This window comes from Micromonospora sp. NPDC004551 (genome assembly GCF_040609975.1).
GTDB lineage: Bacteria > Actinomycetota > Actinomycetes > Mycobacteriales > Micromonosporaceae > Micromonospora.
On record NZ_JBEXLM010000015.1, the window covers coordinates 142,524 to 159,187 of the forward strand.

Annotated in this window: 11 protein-coding genes and 2 pseudogenes; 6 read left to right on the top strand and 7 right to left on the bottom strand. The window is 75.7% G+C overall.

Going from position 1 to position 16,664, the window contains the following annotated elements:
* Nucleotides 1-10: 10 nt before the first annotated feature.
* Together ABZW14_RS19460 and ABZW14_RS19465 are read right to left on the bottom strand one after the other, a co-directional pair.
* Nucleotides 11-760, bottom strand: coding sequence for an ABC transporter ATP-binding protein (locus ABZW14_RS19460; RefSeq protein WP_355348038.1), 750 nt, complete (start codon nt 758-760; stop codon nt 11-13).
* A 5-nt stretch (nt 761-765) separates the two neighbouring features.
* Nucleotides 766-3,594, bottom strand: coding sequence for an FtsX-like permease family protein (locus ABZW14_RS19465; protein ID WP_355348041.1), 2,829 nt, complete (start codon nt 3,592-3,594; stop codon nt 766-768).
* A 98-nt stretch (nt 3,595-3,692) separates the two neighbouring features.
* On the opposite strand from ABZW14_RS19465, the gene ABZW14_RS19470 reads away from it, so the two are divergent.
* Nucleotides 3,693-4,298, top strand: coding sequence for a PadR family transcriptional regulator (locus ABZW14_RS19470; protein ID WP_355348044.1), 606 nt, complete (start codon nt 3,693-3,695; stop codon nt 4,296-4,298).
* A gap of 8 nt (nt 4,299-4,306) precedes the next feature.
* Here the strand turns inward: ABZW14_RS19470 and ABZW14_RS19475 are convergent.
* The 3 genes and pseudogenes from ABZW14_RS19475 to ABZW14_RS19485 form a co-directional block, all read right to left on the bottom strand.
* A pseudogene (locus ABZW14_RS19475) lies at nt 4,307-5,416 on the bottom strand (beta-eliminating lyase-related protein).
* A 9-nt stretch (nt 5,417-5,425) separates the two neighbouring features.
* Nucleotides 5,426-6,598, bottom strand: a pseudogene (locus tag ABZW14_RS19480) (pyridoxal phosphate-dependent aminotransferase); the annotation flags it as partial.
* Nucleotides 6,599-6,658: 60 nt separating this feature from the next.
* Entirely contained in the window at nt 6,659-7,606 is a 948-nt protein-coding gene (locus ABZW14_RS19485) for an MmpS family transport accessory protein (protein ID WP_355348047.1), read from the bottom strand.
* 292 nt (nt 7,607-7,898) lie between these two features.
* Between ABZW14_RS19485 and glmS the strand changes: the two genes are divergently transcribed.
* Nucleotides 7,899-9,812: a glutamine--fructose-6-phosphate transaminase (isomerizing) gene (gene glmS, locus ABZW14_RS19490; protein WP_355348050.1), complete on the top strand. Its 1,914-nt coding sequence runs from the start codon at nt 7,899-7,901 to the stop codon at nt 9,810-9,812.
* Between the two features lie 64 nt (nt 9,813-9,876).
* Here the strand turns inward: glmS and ABZW14_RS19495 are convergent, their stop codons facing one another.
* Together ABZW14_RS19495 and ABZW14_RS19500 are read right to left on the bottom strand one after the other, a co-directional pair.
* Nucleotides 9,877-11,646, bottom strand: coding sequence for an alpha/beta hydrolase (locus tag ABZW14_RS19495; protein ID WP_355348052.1), 1,770 nt, complete (start codon nt 11,644-11,646; stop codon nt 9,877-9,879).
* Between the two features lie 50 nt (nt 11,647-11,696).
* Nucleotides 11,697-11,993: a type VII secretion target gene (locus tag ABZW14_RS19500; protein WP_355348055.1), complete on the bottom strand. Its 297-nt coding sequence runs from the start codon at nt 11,991-11,993 to the stop codon at nt 11,697-11,699.
* 163 nt (nt 11,994-12,156) lie between these two features.
* Here ABZW14_RS19500 and ABZW14_RS19505 point away from each other — a divergent pair, with 163 nt between their 5' ends.
* The 4 genes from ABZW14_RS19505 to ABZW14_RS19520 all read left to right on the top strand — a co-directional run bounded on the left by ABZW14_RS19505 (nt 12,157) and on the right by ABZW14_RS19520 (nt 16,515).
* Nucleotides 12,157-12,525 carry a holo-ACP synthase gene (locus ABZW14_RS19505; RefSeq protein WP_355348058.1) on the top strand — a complete coding sequence of 123 codons (369 nt, stop codon included), beginning with the start codon at nt 12,157-12,159 and terminating at the stop codon, nt 12,523-12,525.
* A gap of 64 nt (nt 12,526-12,589) precedes the next feature.
* Entirely contained in the window at nt 12,590-14,059 is a 1,470-nt protein-coding gene (locus tag ABZW14_RS19510) for an NAD(P)H-hydrate dehydratase (protein ID WP_355348061.1), read from the top strand.
* 82 nt (nt 14,060-14,141) lie between these two features.
* Entirely contained in the window at nt 14,142-15,260 is a 1,119-nt protein-coding gene (alr, locus tag ABZW14_RS19515; RefSeq protein WP_355348064.1) for an alanine racemase, read from the top strand.
* A gap of 163 nt (nt 15,261-15,423) precedes the next feature.
* Complete coding sequence (locus tag ABZW14_RS19520) at nt 15,424-16,515, top strand: alpha/beta hydrolase (RefSeq protein ID WP_355348067.1); 1,092 nt, start codon at nt 15,424-15,426, stop codon at nt 16,513-16,515.
* Nucleotides 16,516-16,664 lie beyond the last annotated feature (149 nt).

Genomic DNA, 16,664 nt, shown 5'->3' on the forward strand with positions numbered 1-16,664 from the left:
CCGTCCGGGTTCAGAGGCGCAGCGTGCTGGCCCGGGCGTACGTGGTGGAGGGATCCTCACCGTCGGTGAGGTCGACGTCCTCCACCACCAGGCCGTCGCCGAGCCGGATCAGCCGGTCACAGCGGGCGGCGACGGCCCGCTCGTGGGTCGCCAGCAGGATCGTCATCCCGTGCCGATCGCGGAGGTCGAGCAGCAGATCGAGGATCTGGGCGCCGGTGGCCGAGTCCAGGTTGCCGGTGGGCTCGTCGGCGAGCAGCAGGCCGGGCGAGCCCATCAGCGCCCGGGCGATCGCCACCCGCTGCTGCTGGCCGCCGGACAGCTGCGCCGGCAGCGCCCGTTCCCGGCCGGCCAGGCCGACGGCGTCGAGCAGCTCCCGGGCCCGGTTCACGTGATCGGCGCGGCCCCGGCGCGGCAGGACCGGCGCGATCACGTTGTCCAGCACGGTGAGCGCGGGCAGCAGGTGGTAGCGCTGGAAGACGAACCCGACGCGCTGCCGGTAGCGGGCGAGCGCGGCCCGCCGCAGGCCGGTCACGTCCACCCCGTCGACCGTCACGGTGCCGTCGTCGGCCTGCTCGATCGCGCCGATCAGGTGCAGCAGCGTGGACTTGCCCGAACCGCTCGGCCCGGTCAGCGCCACCACCGAGCCGGCGGTGATCTCCAGCGCGACCCCGCCGACGGCGGTGATCCGCTCCGCGCCGGCCCCGAACCGTTTCACCAGGCCCGCGGCCTCGACGCGGCTACCGGCGGTGCTCTCGTCCATGGCTCTCACTCCTCTGCCAGCAGTCGTGCGGTGGGTAGCCGGCGCAGTAACGCGGCCGGCGCCAGCGCCGCGCCGGCGGTGAGCAGCACGCCGCCCGTCGCCGTCAGCGCGGCGACCAGCACCAGCGCGCCCGGGACGTCCCCGACCAGCCAGGCCGCCCCGCCCGTGCCCAGCCCGGCGCCGGCGAGGGCGCCGAGCCCGCCGAGCAGCAGCCCTTCGTAGCCGACCAGCCGGCCGAGCGCGAGGTCGGTCCAGCCGGTGGCGCGCAGGGTGGCCAGCTCGGCCGCCCGGTCCCGGATGTTGAGGTAGAGCACGTCGGCGACCGCGGCGGCGCCGAGCAGCACGGTCGCGCCGGCGGCCAGCGCGTCGGCGCCGCGCACGCTCAACGCGACCGTGTCACCGAGCAGGGTCCCGACGATCGCGCCCCGGAACGCGTACCCGACGGCGGCCACCAGGGTCAGCGCCGCCACGCCGATGGCCAGGGCGCCGGCACCGAGCAGGGTCCGCCCGGGGGTGCGTACCAGGTTGGCCAGGGCCAGCCCGAACAGGGTGCGGGGCCGGCGTATCCAACGGGCGGTGGCGACCTGCGGGCGGAGCGCGGCGGCCGGGTGGGCGCGCGCCGCCCGCAGCGCCGGCGCCAGGCCGGCGGCCAGCGCGAGCAGCAGCGCCACCGGTACGGCGAGCGACGCCCGCCGCCAGTCGACGCCGATGCCGAGGGCGGCGCCGAGCGGTATGGCGAGCCCGAGCGACAGCAGTCCGGCGGCGAGGCCGAGCAGCGCGACCTCGCCGAGGATGAGTGCCCCGATCCGACGGGCCGGCCACCCGAGGCAGGCCAGCACCGCCAGCTCGGAGCGGCGGTCCCGGACGGCGGCGGAGACGGCGTTGCCGAGAAAGAGCACGCAGACCACCAGCACCAGTAGGAACAGCACGACGCTCTTGCGGTCCACCGCCTGGACGATGGCCGAGGCGACACCCAGCGCCGACCAGTTCTCGGTCAGCCGCAGGTCGGGGCGGCCGAACGTGCCGCCCGGCAGCTCCACGGTCTGCGGGGCGGCGGACGAGCCCAGCGTGATGTCGACCTCCAGGCCGGTCGCCCGGTTGATCTGCTCGGCGATCAGCCGGACCCGCTCCGCGGCGTGCTCGCTGTATCCGTCCACACCGGCGACCCGGACCCGGATCGCGCTGATCGGCGCGCTGCGTTGCGGGCTGTTGCCGCCCTCCAGCAGCTTCGGCACGCTGGCGAGATTGGTGAGCACCAGCGGCGGCACGGAGAGGTAGCCGGCCGGATTGCCGCTCGGCTCCAGGGGCCGGCCGCCGAGCGCGGCACGGCTGCGTTCGTCCGCGCCCTCGGCGCGCGGTGCCTCGTACGTCTCCAGCGGGGCCGTTCCCACGTCGCCGAAGCCGGCCAGCTTCTCCGGGTCGAACACCCCGACGGCCTGCCACTGGTGGTACTGCGTGGCCACGCCACCGTCCTTCCCGCCGAGGGCCCGGAGCGGCCGGGAGCCGGTGTCCTCGGCCAGCCAGGGCCGGGGCAGGAAGTTGAGGGTGGCCTTGTCGCCGTACACCTCGGGGTCCGCGGGCGGCACCGCGTCGGCCCGCAGGGTGCCGTCCGGCAGCTCGCGGTATGTCACCGGCCCCGCCTGGATGACCCGCTGAAGCTGGCCGCGGCAGCAGGTGTCCCCGCCAACTCCCTTCGTCAGCTGGGCGCGGTAGGCGGCGCCCGCGTCGACCTCGGCGGAGCCGGCCGGGATCCCGGTGGCGCGACCCAGGTTCTGCTCGAGTTCGATCGCCGGCACGGTGGCCGGCCGGGCCGTGGGCAGCCGGGTGAGCCGGGCGCGCACCGTGCTGTCGAAGAAGGGACGGTTGGTGACGAGCGCCGGCGCGGTACGGGTGAGCACGGTGCCGCCGCGGCGCTCGGCCACCGGGTCGTCCGCCCGGACCGGCCGCCCGCTGACCACCGCGGAGTTCAGCCCCACGAGCCGGTTCTCGGCGGCGGGGTCGATGGCGGCGATCAGCAGCGGCACGGTCAGCTGGTAGGTGAGCACCAGGCGGTCGGTGGCGGTGGGGCCGGTGTCCGGCGTGAGCAGGCCGTTGGCCGTCTCGAACCGGCCGTCCGGCAGCAGCCGCACCGAGTCCAGGCTCCACACCGTCCGCTCGGAGAGGGTTGCCGGGTTCGCCTGCAGGCCGCCGAACATCGGATCGCAGATCGGGCGGCTCCCTCCGCCCGGGAGCACCTCCCGCGGGACGGGCCCGCACACGTGATCCCACGCGTACGACCGGCCGTCGGTGTACGGCGTCGCCTGCTCGGACAGGTCGCCGTCGTAGCGGGGGTAGATGAGGCGGTGCTTCGTCACGTACACATAGCGCGGCTTGGCCGGCGCCGTGGAGAGGCCGCGTTCGGCGACGAAGGTGGGGTCGACGCGGATCACCTGCCGGTCCAGGCTCCGGTCGACGGCGCCGGTGACGTCGAACGACAGGGGCACCGGTGCGGTGGAGTGGCCCAGCATCGCGATGGGTGCGGCCACGTCGACGCCGTCCACCGCCTTGACCTGCTCGTACTGGGCCGTGGTGATGCCACCGAAGAGGCCGGAGAGGTAGTTGGGGCGGACCAGCCGCCGCTCGATCTCCAGCGGAGTGCGCGTCCCCTTCGGACGGACCAGGATCTGGTAGGCCGCCTCGGTGTTCCGCTCGACGGTGCCGGTGACGTCCAGCCGGGAGGTCGTGGTGGCGCCGGTCAGGACCGTGAAGCCGGTGGTCGCCACCAGTACGCCGACAAGCAGCGCCACCGACCGTCCCGCACGGCCACGAAGCTGCCCCCAGATGACGTGGAACATTCGCGCCTCCCCGTGTGCTGAACTCACACTGTGCGCGATACATTGTGACAATGCAAGGCCCTCCGGGGCGCCTGTCAGGAACCGGATCGGAGGAGACGGTGGCGATACAGCACGCGGTCCTGGCCCTGCTGGCCCGCGGTCCCAGCTACGGCTACGAGCTCAAGGGCGCCTTCGAGGGGGCGGTCGGCCCCCAGTGGGGCCCGCTCAACATCGGGCACCTCTACCAGATCCTCGACCGACTGTCCCGGGACGGGCTGGTGGTCGCCGAGCGGCATCCCCAGCCGGTGAAGCCGGACCGGGTGGTCTACGAGATCACCCAGGCCGGCCGGACCGAGCTGGACCGCTGGCTCGCCGAACCCAGCCCGCGCAGCGGCGGCTTCCGGGACGACTTCTTCCTGAAGGTGACGGCCGCCGCCCGGTCCGGCGAGGCCACCACCGTCCGCACCGTGCTGGCCAACCAGCGCGGCCACCTCATGCGGGAGTTGCGCAACCTCGACGGGTTGCGGCGCCGCTCCGAGGACCCGGTGGTCCGGCTGCTGCTCTCCGCCGCCGCCCGGCACGTCGAGGCGGACCTCGCCTTCGTCGACGACGCCGAGTCGGCGCTGCTCGCCGACGGGGGCGCCGTGCTCCGGGCCCTGGCCGCGGACCGGCCGGGCCCGGCGACGCCGGCAGCGGACGCCGGCCCGGCACGTTCCGCGGGCTGACCGCTGGGTCAGCTGTGTGCCACCCGGCGCAGGAACCGGTCGGCCAGGTCGAGGATCTGGTCGGGGCCGAGCTCCAGCGCCGGGCCCGCCACGGTCACCTCGGTCAGCGCCAGGCCGGGCACCTCGGTGTCCCGCCAGCCGCCGGCGAACCACGCCTTCTCCTCCTCGGCGAGCGCGAGGTTGGCGTCGTTGAGGTCGTCCGCCGGATGCGGCAGCCAGAGCCGGAACTGGTGGGTGTGTGGGGGCGCCGGATGGATCCGGGCGCCCGGCAGGGTGGCCAGGGCCTCGGCCACCACCTTCGCGTGCGCCACGTAACCGGGCAGCCGGGGCAGCTCCCGGTCGAGGCCGGCGAGCGCCGCGAGCGCGGCCGGCCACTGCTGGAACAGGGTGCCCCCGTAGCGGTGCCGCCAGGCACGGGCGTACCGGACCAGCTCGTCGTCGCCGGCCAGGGCCGCGCCGGAGTGACCGCCCAGGGACTTGTAGAACGAGACCTACGTGCTGTCGGCCAGGGCTGCGATCTCGGCCGCCGAGTGCCCCAGGTGGACGGTGGACTCCCAGAGCCGGGCCCCGTCCAGGTGCACCCGGACGCCCCGCTCCCGAGCCGCGCCGACCACCGCGACCAGCTCGTCCCAGGTCGGCAGGACGAACCCGGCGTCCCGCAGCGGCAGTTCCAGGAAGAGCGTGCCGATCGGCTCGTCGAGCTCGGCCACCTCCTCGGCCGTCGGGTTGCGCGGCGCCGCCGTGGTCCGCACCGCCCGCAGCCCACCGAGCACCGCGTACGCGTCGCGCTCGTGCATGAGCGGGTGGCTGAGGGGGTGCAGGCCGACGCCGTCGCGACCGGTCAGCTCGGCGCCGTGGCGCATGGCTACCTGCTGGGCCATGGTGCCGGTGGGGAAGAAGGCCGCCGCCTCCACGCCGAGCAGGTCGGCGACCCGCCGTTCGAGCTGCTCCACCGCCCCGCCCTCGGCGTAGAAGTCGGGCAGCAGGTCATCGGGGACGGCCGCCCCGAGCGCCGCGAGCTGCTCCCGCACCGAGGCCGGCCGCACGCCGGAGAGCACCGTGTCGCAGTCGCGCTGGGCGGCGAGCCGGCGCATCCGGTCCGCGTACGCGTCGGTCATGCCCTCCTTGAGCCGGCGCAGCCGGGTGACCGCCTCGGTGAGCACCTCGGGCCGCTTGCAGAACGCGAACCGGACCAGCCGCCGGCCCGCCTCCGCGTCGTCGTAGAAGACCTGGGTCGGCACCGCCACCACACCGCAGCGCTCCGGCAGCGCGCGGCAGAAGTCCACCCCGTCCCGCCCTCCGAGCGGGGTGACGTCGGCGGTGACGAAGTAGGTGCCCTCCGGCGCGAGCACCCCGAACCCGGCGTCGGCGAGCCCGGCGACGAGCAGGTCCCGCCGCCGCTGCATCCCGTCCCGGAAGTCGGCGAAGTAGGCGTCCGGCAGGCCGAGCGCCACCGCCACGGCCGGTTGCAGCGGACCGGCGTTGACGAAGGTGAGGAACTGCTTCACCCGCAGCACCGCGGCGACCAGCGGCGCGGGGCCGCTCACCCAGCCGACCTTCCAGCCGGTGCACGAGAACGTCTTGCCCGCCGAGGAGATGCGCAGCGTCCGCTCGCGCATGCCGGGGAGCGTCGCCAGCGGCAGGTGCGGACCGGCGGCGTCGGTGAACACCAGGTGCTCGTAGACCTCGTCGGTGACCGCGTACGCGCCGTGCTCCTGGCACAGCTCGGCGACCAGGGCCAGCTCGTCGGCGGTGAACACCTTGCCGGTCGGGTTGTGCGGCGTGTTCAGCAGCACCAGCCGCGTACGCGGCCCGAACGCGGCGCGCAGCTCCGCCGGGTCGAAGGCGTACCGGCCGTCGGCGCCGGGGCGCAGCGTCACCGGGCGGCGGACCGCGCCGGCCAGGGCGATCGAGGCCGCGTACGAGTCGTAGTACGGCTCGAAGCAGACCACCTCGTCGCCCGGCTCGGAGAGGGCGAGGATGCTCGCCGCGATCGCCTCGGTGGCGCCGGCGGTCACCACGATCTCGCCGTCCGGGTCGTACTCCAGGCCCCAGAACCGGCGTTGGTGCGCCGCGACGGCCGCCCGCAGCGCCGGGATGCCCGGACCCGGTGGGTACTGGTTGTGGCCGGAGCGCAGCGCCTCGGCGGCCGCGGCGAGCATCTCCGGCGGGCCGTCGGTGTCGGGGAAGCCCTGCCCGAGGTTGACCGCGCCGGTGCGCACGGCCAGCGCGGACATCTCGGCGAAGATCGTGGTGCCGAACGGCCGCATCCGGGCCACCAGCGGATCGGTCGTCGTCACGCCGGCCAGCCTACGGCCCGGCGCCGACGTTGCACGACCGCCGCCTACCGGGTGCCGCCGTCACCAGCCGAAGCAGGTGGCGCCGTACTCGCCCGAGTCCCGGGACACGACCTTCCCGTCGATGATGATCCGGCAGCTCGCCGTGCCCGAACCCGTGGGCGTCGCGATGACCTGCACCCGTTCCCGGTCGTTGGCGGTGAGCGCCATCCGCCACGGCGCGGGCACCCCGTCGATCTGGAAGAAGTCGGCGTTGGCGTCGTAGAACTGCACGTCGACGGCGCCCGTGCCGGTCACCTCGTAGACCACGCTGAACCGGCCGGGCCCGCCGGACGGGGTGGCGACGGGGGCCGGCGGCGCGTCGTCCGTGGGCTCCCCGGCGAGGCCGCCGTCCGGTTCGTCGAATTCGGGGTCGGAGGGCTGCCCGGAGGTGGTCGAGTCGTCGACGAAGCTGCCGAGCACGCCGAGGCCGACGCAGCCGCAGACGGCGAGCACCAGGGCGATGACCACGGTCACCACGACGGCCGCGGCCCGCCCGCCCGCCGACCGTCGCGGTGGCGCCGACCCGGGATACGCGTACGGCGGCGGGTAACCGGCCGGGGGCCAGCCCGGCCCGGGAGGGCCGCCGGGCCAGGGCGGCGCGGGCACGGTGCCCGGGTGGTTCGGGTCGACGGGCGGCGGGAACCTCGGACCGGCCCAGCCGGGCGGACCCGGCACCGGCTCCGGAGCGGCCCAGCCGGTCGGGGCCGGCGGTGTTCCCGGGGTCGTCCCGGTGGCGTCCGGCGCGGACGGCCCGGGTGGCGGGGACGCGGCCGGCCCGTCCGGCGCGGCGGAGCCGGGCGGAGCCCAGGGGGCCGGGGTCCACTGCGCGGGGGCCCAGGGGGCGGGTGGCGCCCACGGCTGCGGGGCGGCGAGCGGGTCCGGCGGGGTCCAGGTCGGGGGGCCCGGAGCGGTCGGGTCGCTCGGGACGCCGCTGTTCGCCGGTTCGGGGGTGGGGGTCGTCTCGGACATCGGCTCAGCTCGCAGGGGACGGCGCGGACGATCGCGGCACGGGCGGGGTCGGGAGGCGTCACCCCGACGGAGCCCTCAATGTACGGCCCGGCGACCAGACCCGCGGGTACGCGCGCGGAGGGGCCGGCCGCAACCGTCCGCCGTCGATGCGTCGCCCCGATCTCTGGACGCCGCCCCGTCTGCGAGGTTTGTCCAATCCTCGCTATCCGCTCACCGGTTCGCTCAAATTCAGTGATCGTTTACCCGGCTTCCGAGCACGCGCGGTGAGCGAAACTGGGTTAGGCTGCGGACCATGTGTGGAATCGTGGGTTACGCCGGTGCGCGCCCGGCGCTCGGCATCGTGCTGGACGGACTGCGGCGGCTGGAGTACCGCGGCTACGACTCGGCGGGCGTCGCCGTCGTCTGTGACGACGAGCTGCTGATCGAGAAGAAGGCCGGCAAGCTGGCCAACCTGGAGAAGGTTCTCGCCGAGCGCGCCGCCGCCGACCCGGAGTCCTGCGCCGCCAGCCCGATCGGCATCGGCGACGGGACCACCAGCATCGGCCACACCCGGTGGGCCACCCACGGCGGCCCGACCGACCGCAACGCCCACCCGCACCTCTCCCCGGACGGCCGGGTCGCCGTGATCCACAACGGCATCATCGAGAACTTCGCGAAGCTCCGCGCCGAGCTGGAGGCCGACGGGGTCGAGTTCACCAGCGACACCGACACCGAGTGCGCCGCGCACCTGCTCGCCCGTTCGCTGGCCGACCTGCGCTCGGCCGGCGAGGTCGACAGCCCGCAGCTGCTCGCCTCCGCCATGCGGCTGGTCTGCCAGCGGCTGGAGGGCGCCTTCACCCTGCTGGCGGTCGACGCCGGCATCCCCGGCGCGGTGGTCGGCGCCCGGCGCAACTCGCCCCTGGTGGTCGGCCGGGGCGACGGCGAGAACTACCTGGCCAGCGACGTGGCCGCGTTCATCGAGCACACCCGCGACGCGGTCGAGCTGGGCCAGGACCAGATCGTCCTGATCACGCCGGAGAGCATCGAGATCACCGACTTCGCCGGCCAGCCCGCGACCGGCAAGGACTTCCACATCGACTGGGACTCGTCGGCCGCCGAGAAGGGTGGCTACGACTGGTTCATGCTCAAGGAGATCGAGGAGCAGCCGCAGGCGATCGCCGACACGCTGCTCGGCCGGCTCACCGAGAGCGGCGAGATCGCCCTCGACGAGGTCCGCCTCAGCGAGCAGGACCTGCGCGACGTCGACAAGATCTTCATCGTGGCCTGCGGCACCGCCTACCACTCCGGTCTGGTCGCCAAGTACGCCATCGAGCACTGGACCCGGATCCCCTGTGAGGTGGAGCTGGCCAGCGAGTTCCGCTACCGCGACCCGGTGCTCGACCGGTCCACGCTGATCGTGGTGATCTCGCAGTCCGGCGAGACCATGGACACTCTGATGGCGCTGCGCCACGCCAAGGACCAGAAGGCGCGCGTGCTGGCCATCTGCAACACCAACGGTTCGACCATCCCGCGCGAGTCCGACGCCGTGCTCTACACCCACGGCGGTCCGGAGATCGCGGTCGCCTCCACCAAGGCGTTCCTCACCCAGCTCGTCGCCTGCTACCTGATCGGCCTGCACCTGGCCCAGGTGCGCGGCATCAAGTTCGCCGACGAGGTGGGCGCGGTCGTGGCCCAGCTCCAGGAGATGCCGGCCAAGCTGCGCGAGCTGCTCGACCGGATCGAGCCGGTCCGCGAGCTGGCCCGCGACCTGAAGTCGGAGCCGACCGTGCTGTTCATCGGCCGGCACGTCGGCTACCCGGTGGCCCTCGAAGGCGCGCTGAAGCTCAAGGAGCTGGCGTACATGCACGCCGAGGGCTTCGCCGCCGGTGAGCTGAAGCACGGCCCGATCGCGCTCATCGACAAGGGCACCCCGGTCATCTGCATCGTGCCGTCGCCGGTCGGCCGCGGCATGCTGCACGACAAGGTCGTCTCCAACATCCAGGAGGTGCGCGCCCGGGGCGCCCGCACCATCGTGATCGCGGAGGAGGGCGACGAGGCGGTCGTCCGCTACGCCGACCACCTGATCTACGTGCCGCGCACGCCGACGCTGCTGGCGCCGCTGGTGACCACCGTGCCGCTCCAGGTGCTCGCCGCCGAGATCGCCGCCGCTCGCGGGCACGACGTCGACCAGCCCCGGAACCTGGCCAAGTCGGTCACCGTCGAGTAGTCGACCCGGTCGCGGCCCCTCCGTCCCACGGCGGAGGGCCGCGCCGTCTCCGGCCCGCGTGCGGTCATCGGCCCAGCACGATCCGGGCCATCCCGTCCAGCGCGGGGTTGCCGGGATCCCAGTAGCCGGCGTGCCCGTGCCGCCCACTGGGAAAGCGCCGGCCGCCGAAGCCGGGGGCGCTCGGGTCGGCGCCGAACCAGAGCCGGTCGTCGTGCGGATCGAGCAGCGCCGCCGCCGGGCCGAGCGGCGTGCCGGCCAGCAGCGCCCGGCGGGCCAGCTCCTCGGGCGGCCGGGCCAGCCGGATCACGTCGTCCGGCGCGGTGGCGGCCCAGACCTGGCCGGGCGGCATCCGCAGCTCGGCCGCGTGGTCGACGCCCACCCCGGGGGAGCCGACGAAGACCAGGGCATCGGCGCTCAGCCCGTGGTCACGGGCTGCGGTGCCGACGACCACCGAGCCGTAGCTGTGCCCCAGCACGGTCTGCCGGGCGGATGGCCCGTCGTGCGAGGCGCGCAGCCCTTCCTGGAAGCGGTGCAGGGCCGGCCCGGCGTCCCCGGCCTGCCGGTCGCGCGCCGCCTCGGGCAGGAAGTCCGGCGCGTCGTAGTCCAGCCAGAGCACGGCCGCCGCCTCCGTGCCGGGCTCCAGCGCCGCGCACCGGTCCAGCACCCGCGCGGCCCGGCCCAGCTCGCCGGGGGCGTCGGCGAGATCCGCGGTCATCCCCGGCACGTACGTCAGCACGGCGCCGGCCCGGTCCGGGTTGCCGAGCGCCACCACCGCCCGCCCGTCCCCGGCCGGGTCCAGCCCCAGCAGGTACGCCCGCGGCGCCCCGGGCGTGGCCAGCCGCTCGCCCAGCCCGTCGAGGCCGCGCAGCGCCGCGTCCACCGCGCCGAGCCGGGCCAGCCGGGCCAGTTCGAGCGGCCCGGCCGGCAGGGGGCGCAGCAGCCCGGCCCGCCGCTCCACCAGCTCCGCCCGCCACCGGGTCAGCAGCAGCCGGTTGGCCTGGTCGCGGGCCGCCGCCGGCACCCCGTCGAGGCGGCCGACCCGCTCCGGCTCGTGGCCGACCAGCCACCGGCGCTCGGCCGAGGTGAGACCGGCCCACCACCTGCTCACCTCGACCGGCCCCGCCCCGGGCGCCGGTCGCCGGCCCGGCGGAACGCTCACCCAGCCGGTCACCGCAGCCGTGGCCAGCTCGGCCAGCCGACCGCCCGCCTCCCGGTCCGCCGCGTCGGCCAGCGCCAGCGCGCCCCGGATCTCGGCGCCCACCTGCGCCATCGCCGGACCGACCTGGGCGGCGGGCCGGGGGCGGGCCGGGTCGGGTCGGACCGCCCCGGCCCGGTCGACCAGCAGGCCCCCCGCGTCGGCGTGGGCCACGGCGGCGCCGAGCCGGGCCCTGGCGGCGCCCACCCGGGCGGCGAACTCGGCGAGCACCTGGTCGACCTCGATGAGCGCGGGCAGCACGTCGGTCAGCGCGGTGCGCAGTTCCCCGATCCGCCCCTGCGCCGTGCCCGAGGCCGCCCCCGACCAGCCGGTCCGCAGGGCGCCGATCCGAGTGCTCAGCCCGTCGGCCCGGCGCCGGACCGGGCCGATCAGCCCCCGCCAGGCCGCACCCGCCGCGGCCCAGGCCCCCGGGTCGGCCCGCCAGAGCTGCGCGTAGCCGATCGGCAGCGCCTCCGCGGCCGGCTCCCGCCGCCCGGCGGGTGTGCGCCCTCGTCCCGCCGGCCCGCCAGGAGGGCCACCGGCCTGCGGTGCGGCGGGTGTGGGTCGGCGGGACCACGTTGCCGGGCCACCGGCCGGCCGTGCGGCACCTCCGCCCGCGGCGCGGTGTGGTCCCGCCACCGGGCCACCCGCCGTCCGGCCGCCGCGTCCCGGGGAACCGGCCGCCATCCTCATCGGGGGATCCCGGCGAGCCGGCGGGCGGCCCGCTCGTCCACGGCCTCGTAGCCGTGGGGGGCGGTCCGGACCGCCTCGGCGGTGGCCGCCACCCGGGCGGCGAGCGAGCCGCACCAGCGCTGCACCGCCGCCTCCAGCTCGGCCAGCGCCACCCCGGACCGCCAGCCGTCGGCCGGCACCACCAGCCCCGGCTCGGCGGCCGGCACCCGGGCCACCCGGTAGGCGTCGTCGGCCAGCTCCCGGGCCACCCCACGCAACAGCTCCGGCTCGACGCGCAACGGCTCCGCGCCCATCGGCGACCTCCCTGCAATCCGGCGGACGGACAGCGGGGACGCTACGGCCGGGCGGACCACCCGCGCCGGCCCTGTGGACAACGGGTGGTGCGGCGTACCCCGGGTTTTCCACAGGCGTTGTCCACGGCCGGTCCGCGGCCCGGAGCGCCGGTAGGGTGAGGCCGTGATCGTGGCTGTCGGCATCGACGTCGTGCTGGTGGACCGGTTCGCCCGGTCCCTGGCGCGCACCCCGTCGCTCGCCGAGCGGCTCTTCACGGATGCGGAGCGGTTGACCCGCTCCGGCAACCCGCGCTCGCCGGAGTCCCTGGCGGCCCGGTTCGCGGCCAAGGAGGCGGTGGCCAAGGCGCTCGGCGCGCCGGCCGGGCTCAACTGGCACGACTGTGCGGTCGCCTCCGATCCGGACGGCCGCCCCTGGCTGACCGTGTCCGGCACGGTGGCCGCCGCGGCGGCCGAGCGCGGGATCAACCACTGGCACCTGTCGTTGTCGCACGACGGCGGGATCGCGTCGGCCATGGTGGTCGCGGAACGGTGAGCCGACCCGGCGGGCCGGTCGGCCGGTCCGGGACGAACGGGACGAACGGACGGGACGGGGTGGCATGAGACCGGTGTGGCGGGTCGCGGACGTACGCGCGGCGGAGGCGGGCCTGATGGCCACCCTGCCGCCCGGAGCACTGATGCAGCGGGCCGCCGCCGGGCTGGCCCGCCGCTGTGCGCTGCTGCTCGGCGACCGGGGCGGCGTCTACGGCGCCCGGGTGCTGCTGCTGGTCGGCTCCGGCGACAACGGCGGCGACGCCCTCTACGCGGGCGCGCACCTGGCCCGCCGGGGCGCGGCGGTCGCCGCCCTGCTGCTCACCCCGGGCCGGGCGCACGCCGAGGGGCTGGCCGCGCTGCGCGCCGCCGGCGGGCGCGTCGTCGACCGGCCGCCGGCCGTGGTGGACCTGGTGCTCGACGGGATCGTCGGGATCGGCGGCACCGGCGGGCTGCGGGAGACCGCCTACCAGCTCGCCGCGAGCCTGGCCGAGCGGATGGGGCGGGACGGCACGCGCGCCACGGTGGTCGCGGTCGACGTGCCGAGCGGCGTCGCGGTGGACACCGGGAACGTGCCGCTCACGGCCTCCGGCCGGCCCTGCGCGGTCCGCGCCGACGTGACGGTGGCCTTCGGCGCGCTGAAGCCGGCCCTGGTGGTCGGCCCGGCCGCGCCCCTCGCCGGGCACGTCGAGCTGGTCGACATCGGGCTGGGGCCGTGGCTGCGCGGCACCCCGGCGTTGCGTGTCACCGAGTGGTCCGACCTGGTCGACTGGTGGCCCCGGCTCGGCCCGTCCGCGCAGAAGTACAGCCGGGGCGTGGTCGGGGTGGCGACCGGCTCGGCCACCTATCCGGGGGCGGCCGTGCTGTCGGTGAGCGGCGCGCTGGCCGGCCCCACCGGCATGGTCCGCTACGCGGGCTCCGCCCGCGCGGAGGTCCTGCACCAGCACCCGTCGGTGATCGCCACCGACCGGGTCGCCGACTCCGGCCGGGTGCAGGCCTGGGTCTGCGGCTCCGGGCTGGGCACCGGTGAGGGGGCCGCCGCCGAACTGCGCGCGGTGCTCGCCGCGCCGGTGCCGGCGGTGCTCGACGCCGACGCGCTCACCCTGCTGGTCGACGGCAAGCTGGCGGACCGGCTGCGCGGGCGGGACGCGCCGATCGTGGTGACCCCGCACGACCGCGAGTACGCCCGGCTGTGCGGCGAGACCCCGGGGGCGGACCGGGTGGGGGCGGCGCTGCGGCTGGCCGCCTGGATGAACGCGGTGGTGCTGCTCAAGGGCGATCGCACGATCATCGGCACCCCGGACGGCCGGGCCTACGTCAACCCCACCGGCACCCCGGTGCTCGCCACCGGGGGCACCGGGGACGTGCTGGCCGGGCTGCTCGGCTCGCTGCTCGCCGCCGGGCTGGCCCCGGAGCGGGCGGCCGCCGCGGCGGCGTACCTGCACGGGCTGGCCGGCCGGGAGGCGGCGCGTGGCGGTCCGGTGACCGCACCCGACGTGGCGACCGCGCTCCGTCCGGTGCTGGCCCGCCTGCCGTGACGAGACGGCGGCCGGGGGCCGCCGACCGACCGGTCGCGCGGCTCGCGGCCATGGTGATCACCGGCGGAAGTAGGCTGAGGGCATGTGGCAGTCGGAGGTGCGCGTCGATCTGGACGCGATCCGGGACAACGTGGCCCGGCTCAGGTCGGGCACCAGCGCCGAGCTGATGGCGGTGGTCAAGGCCGACGGATACGGCCACGGCATGGTGCCGGCGGCCAACGCGGCGCTCGACGCCGGTGCCGACTGGCTCGGCGTCTGCACCCTCGACGAGGCGCTTCTGCTGCGCCAGGCGGGTGTCACCGCGCCCGTGCTCGCCTGGCTGCTCGACCCGGGGCTGCCGCTGCACGACGGCGTCGCCGTCGGTGTCGACCTGGGGTGCGCCAGTCTCACCCAGCTCGACGAGATGATCGAGGCGGGCCGGCGGGCGGAGCGTCCGGCCCGGCTGCACCTCAAGATCGACACCGGGCTGTCCCGCGGCGGGGCCACCGTCGCCGACTGGCCAGCGCTGCTGGAGGCCGCCGCCAAGGCCCAGGCCGACGGCCTGGTCGAGGTGGTCGGGGTGTGGAGCCACTTCGTCTATGCGGACTCACCCGGCCACCCCACCACCGACCGGCAGCTGGCGGTGTTCCACGAGGGGCTGGAGATGGTGGAACGGGCCGGGTTGCGGCCCCGCTACCGGCACCTGGCCAACTCGGCGGCCACGCTGACCCGACGGGACACCCACTTCGACCTGGTCCGTCCCGGCCTGGCCGTCTACGGCCTCTCGCCGATCGAGGGCGAGCGGTTCGGGCTGCGCCCGGCGATGACGGCCCGGGCCCGGGTGATGCTGACCAAGCGGGTGCCGGCCGGCACCGGCGTCTCGTACGGGCACACCTACCTGACGGAGCAGGAGGCGAACCTGGCGGTCGTGCCGCTCGGCTACGCCGACGGGGTGCCCCGGCACGCCTCGAACACCGGGCCGGTGCAGCTCGGCGGCAAGCGGCGGACCATCTCGGGGCGGGTCTGCATGGACCAGTTCGTCGTCGACTGCGGCGAGGACGAGGTGGCCGCCGGTGACGTGGCCACGCTCTTCGGCAGCGGGGCCGACGGCGAGCCCACGGCCGACGACTGGGCCGAGGCGGTCGGCACCATCAACTACGAGATCGTGACCCGGTTCGGCGGCGTCCGGGTGCCGCGGGTCTACGACGGCGAGCGGCCGTGAGCGCGAGGACGCGCGTTCCGGGGCGGCTCGCGTGGGACGCGGCCGAGCCGGAATGCGCGCACGAGTCGGGGTTGCGAGCCCCGCAGTCGCGAACCGAGGCGGCCGTGAGCGTGAGGAGTGAGTCGGGGTTGCGAGCCCCGCAGTCGCGAACCGAGGCGGCACAGTGAGTCAGCGGTTCAGGATTCCGCGGCCGCGGACCGCCGCCGGCCGGGCCGCCGGGGTGGTCGGCGCCGCGCTCGGTGTGGCCGCCGCCGGGCTCGCCGCGGGCGTGGTCAGCGAGCGGGTCCTCGTCCGTCGCCTCAAGCTCGACCCCGCGGACCCGCACGCCGGCGAGGTCTTCGGCGAGCAGCGGTACGACGCGGCGTACCAACTGGAGATGCCGGACGGCACGGACATCCACGTGGAGGTGGTCGAGCCGGCCCGCCCGGTCGCCGGGCATCCCACCGTGGTGCTGGTGCACGGCTTCTGCCTGGACATGGGGACGTTCCACTTCCAGCGCAAGCTGCTCGCCGAGCGCGGCGACTACCGGGTCGTCGCCTACGACCAGCCCGGGCACGGCCGATCCGGGAAGCTGGAGAGCGGCGACTACGACCTGGCCACGCTGGGTCGCACCCTGCGCCGGGTGATCGACGAGGTGGCCCCGGAGGGTCCGCTCGTGCTGGTCGGCCACTCGATGGGCGGCATGACGATCATGGCGCTGGCCGAGCTGTACCCGGAGCTGTTCGGCGACCGGGTGGTCGGCACGGTGCTGATGGCCACCTCGGGCGGGCTGCTCGCGGAGACCAAGCTGGTGGCGCCCGCGCTGCTCGGCCGGGTCGGCGCGCCGGTCATCTACATGATGAGCAACGCCACCCGGTACGGCGGCACGGTGATCGACAAGGCTCGCAAGTCGACCTCCAACGTGGCCTGGCTGCTCACCCGCAAGTACGGCTTCGGCACCCCGAAGCCCAGTCCGGCCCTGGTGTCCTACGTCGAGACGATGAACTCCCGCACCTCGGCCGACACGGTCACCCGCTACCTGCGCACCCTGGCCACCCACTCCCGGTTCCCGGCGTTGGCCGCGCTGGCCGGCACACCGGTGCTGGTGATCGTCGGCGACAAGGACATGATCACGCCGGTGACCCACTCAGAGGAGATCGTCCGGCGGCTGCCGCACGCCGAGTTCGTGAAGATCCACGACAGCGGGCACGTGGTGATGCTGGAGCACGCCGACGAGGTCAACGCGGCGCTGGAGAGGTTCCTGGAATCGCTGTGAGCGCGAGGAGTGAGCCGGGGTTGCGAGCCCCGCAGTCGCGAGCCGAGGTGGCCCTGTGAGCGCGAGGAGTGAGCCGGGGTTGCGAGCCCCGCAGTCGCGAGCCGAGGTGGCCCTGTGAGCGCGAGGAGTGAGCCGGGGTTGCGAGCCCC

Excerpts from the sequence above, each read along its gene's own strand:
- ABZW14_RS19460 (WP_355348038.1), bottom strand. The coding sequence starts at position 760 with ATGGACGAGAGCACCGCCGGTAGCCGCGTCGAGGCCGCGGGCCTGGTG.
- alr (WP_355348064.1), top strand. The coding sequence starts at position 14,142 with ATGTGGCAGTCGGAGGTGCGCGTCGATCTGGACGCGATCCGGGACAAC.
- ABZW14_RS19500 (WP_355348055.1), bottom strand. The coding sequence starts at position 11,993 with ATGGGCGCGGAGCCGTTGCGCGTCGAGCCGGAGCTGTTGCGTGGGGTG.
- ABZW14_RS19465 (WP_355348041.1), bottom strand. The coding sequence starts at position 3,594 with ATGTTCCACGTCATCTGGGGGCAGCTTCGTGGCCGTGCGGGACGGTCG.
- ABZW14_RS19485 (WP_355348047.1), bottom strand. The coding sequence starts at position 7,606 with ATGTCCGAGACGACCCCCACCCCCGAACCGGCGAACAGCGGCGTCCCG.
- ABZW14_RS19510 (WP_355348061.1), top strand. The coding sequence starts at position 12,590 with ATGAGACCGGTGTGGCGGGTCGCGGACGTACGCGCGGCGGAGGCGGGC.
- glmS (WP_355348050.1), top strand. The coding sequence starts at position 7,899 with ATGTGTGGAATCGTGGGTTACGCCGGTGCGCGCCCGGCGCTCGGCATC.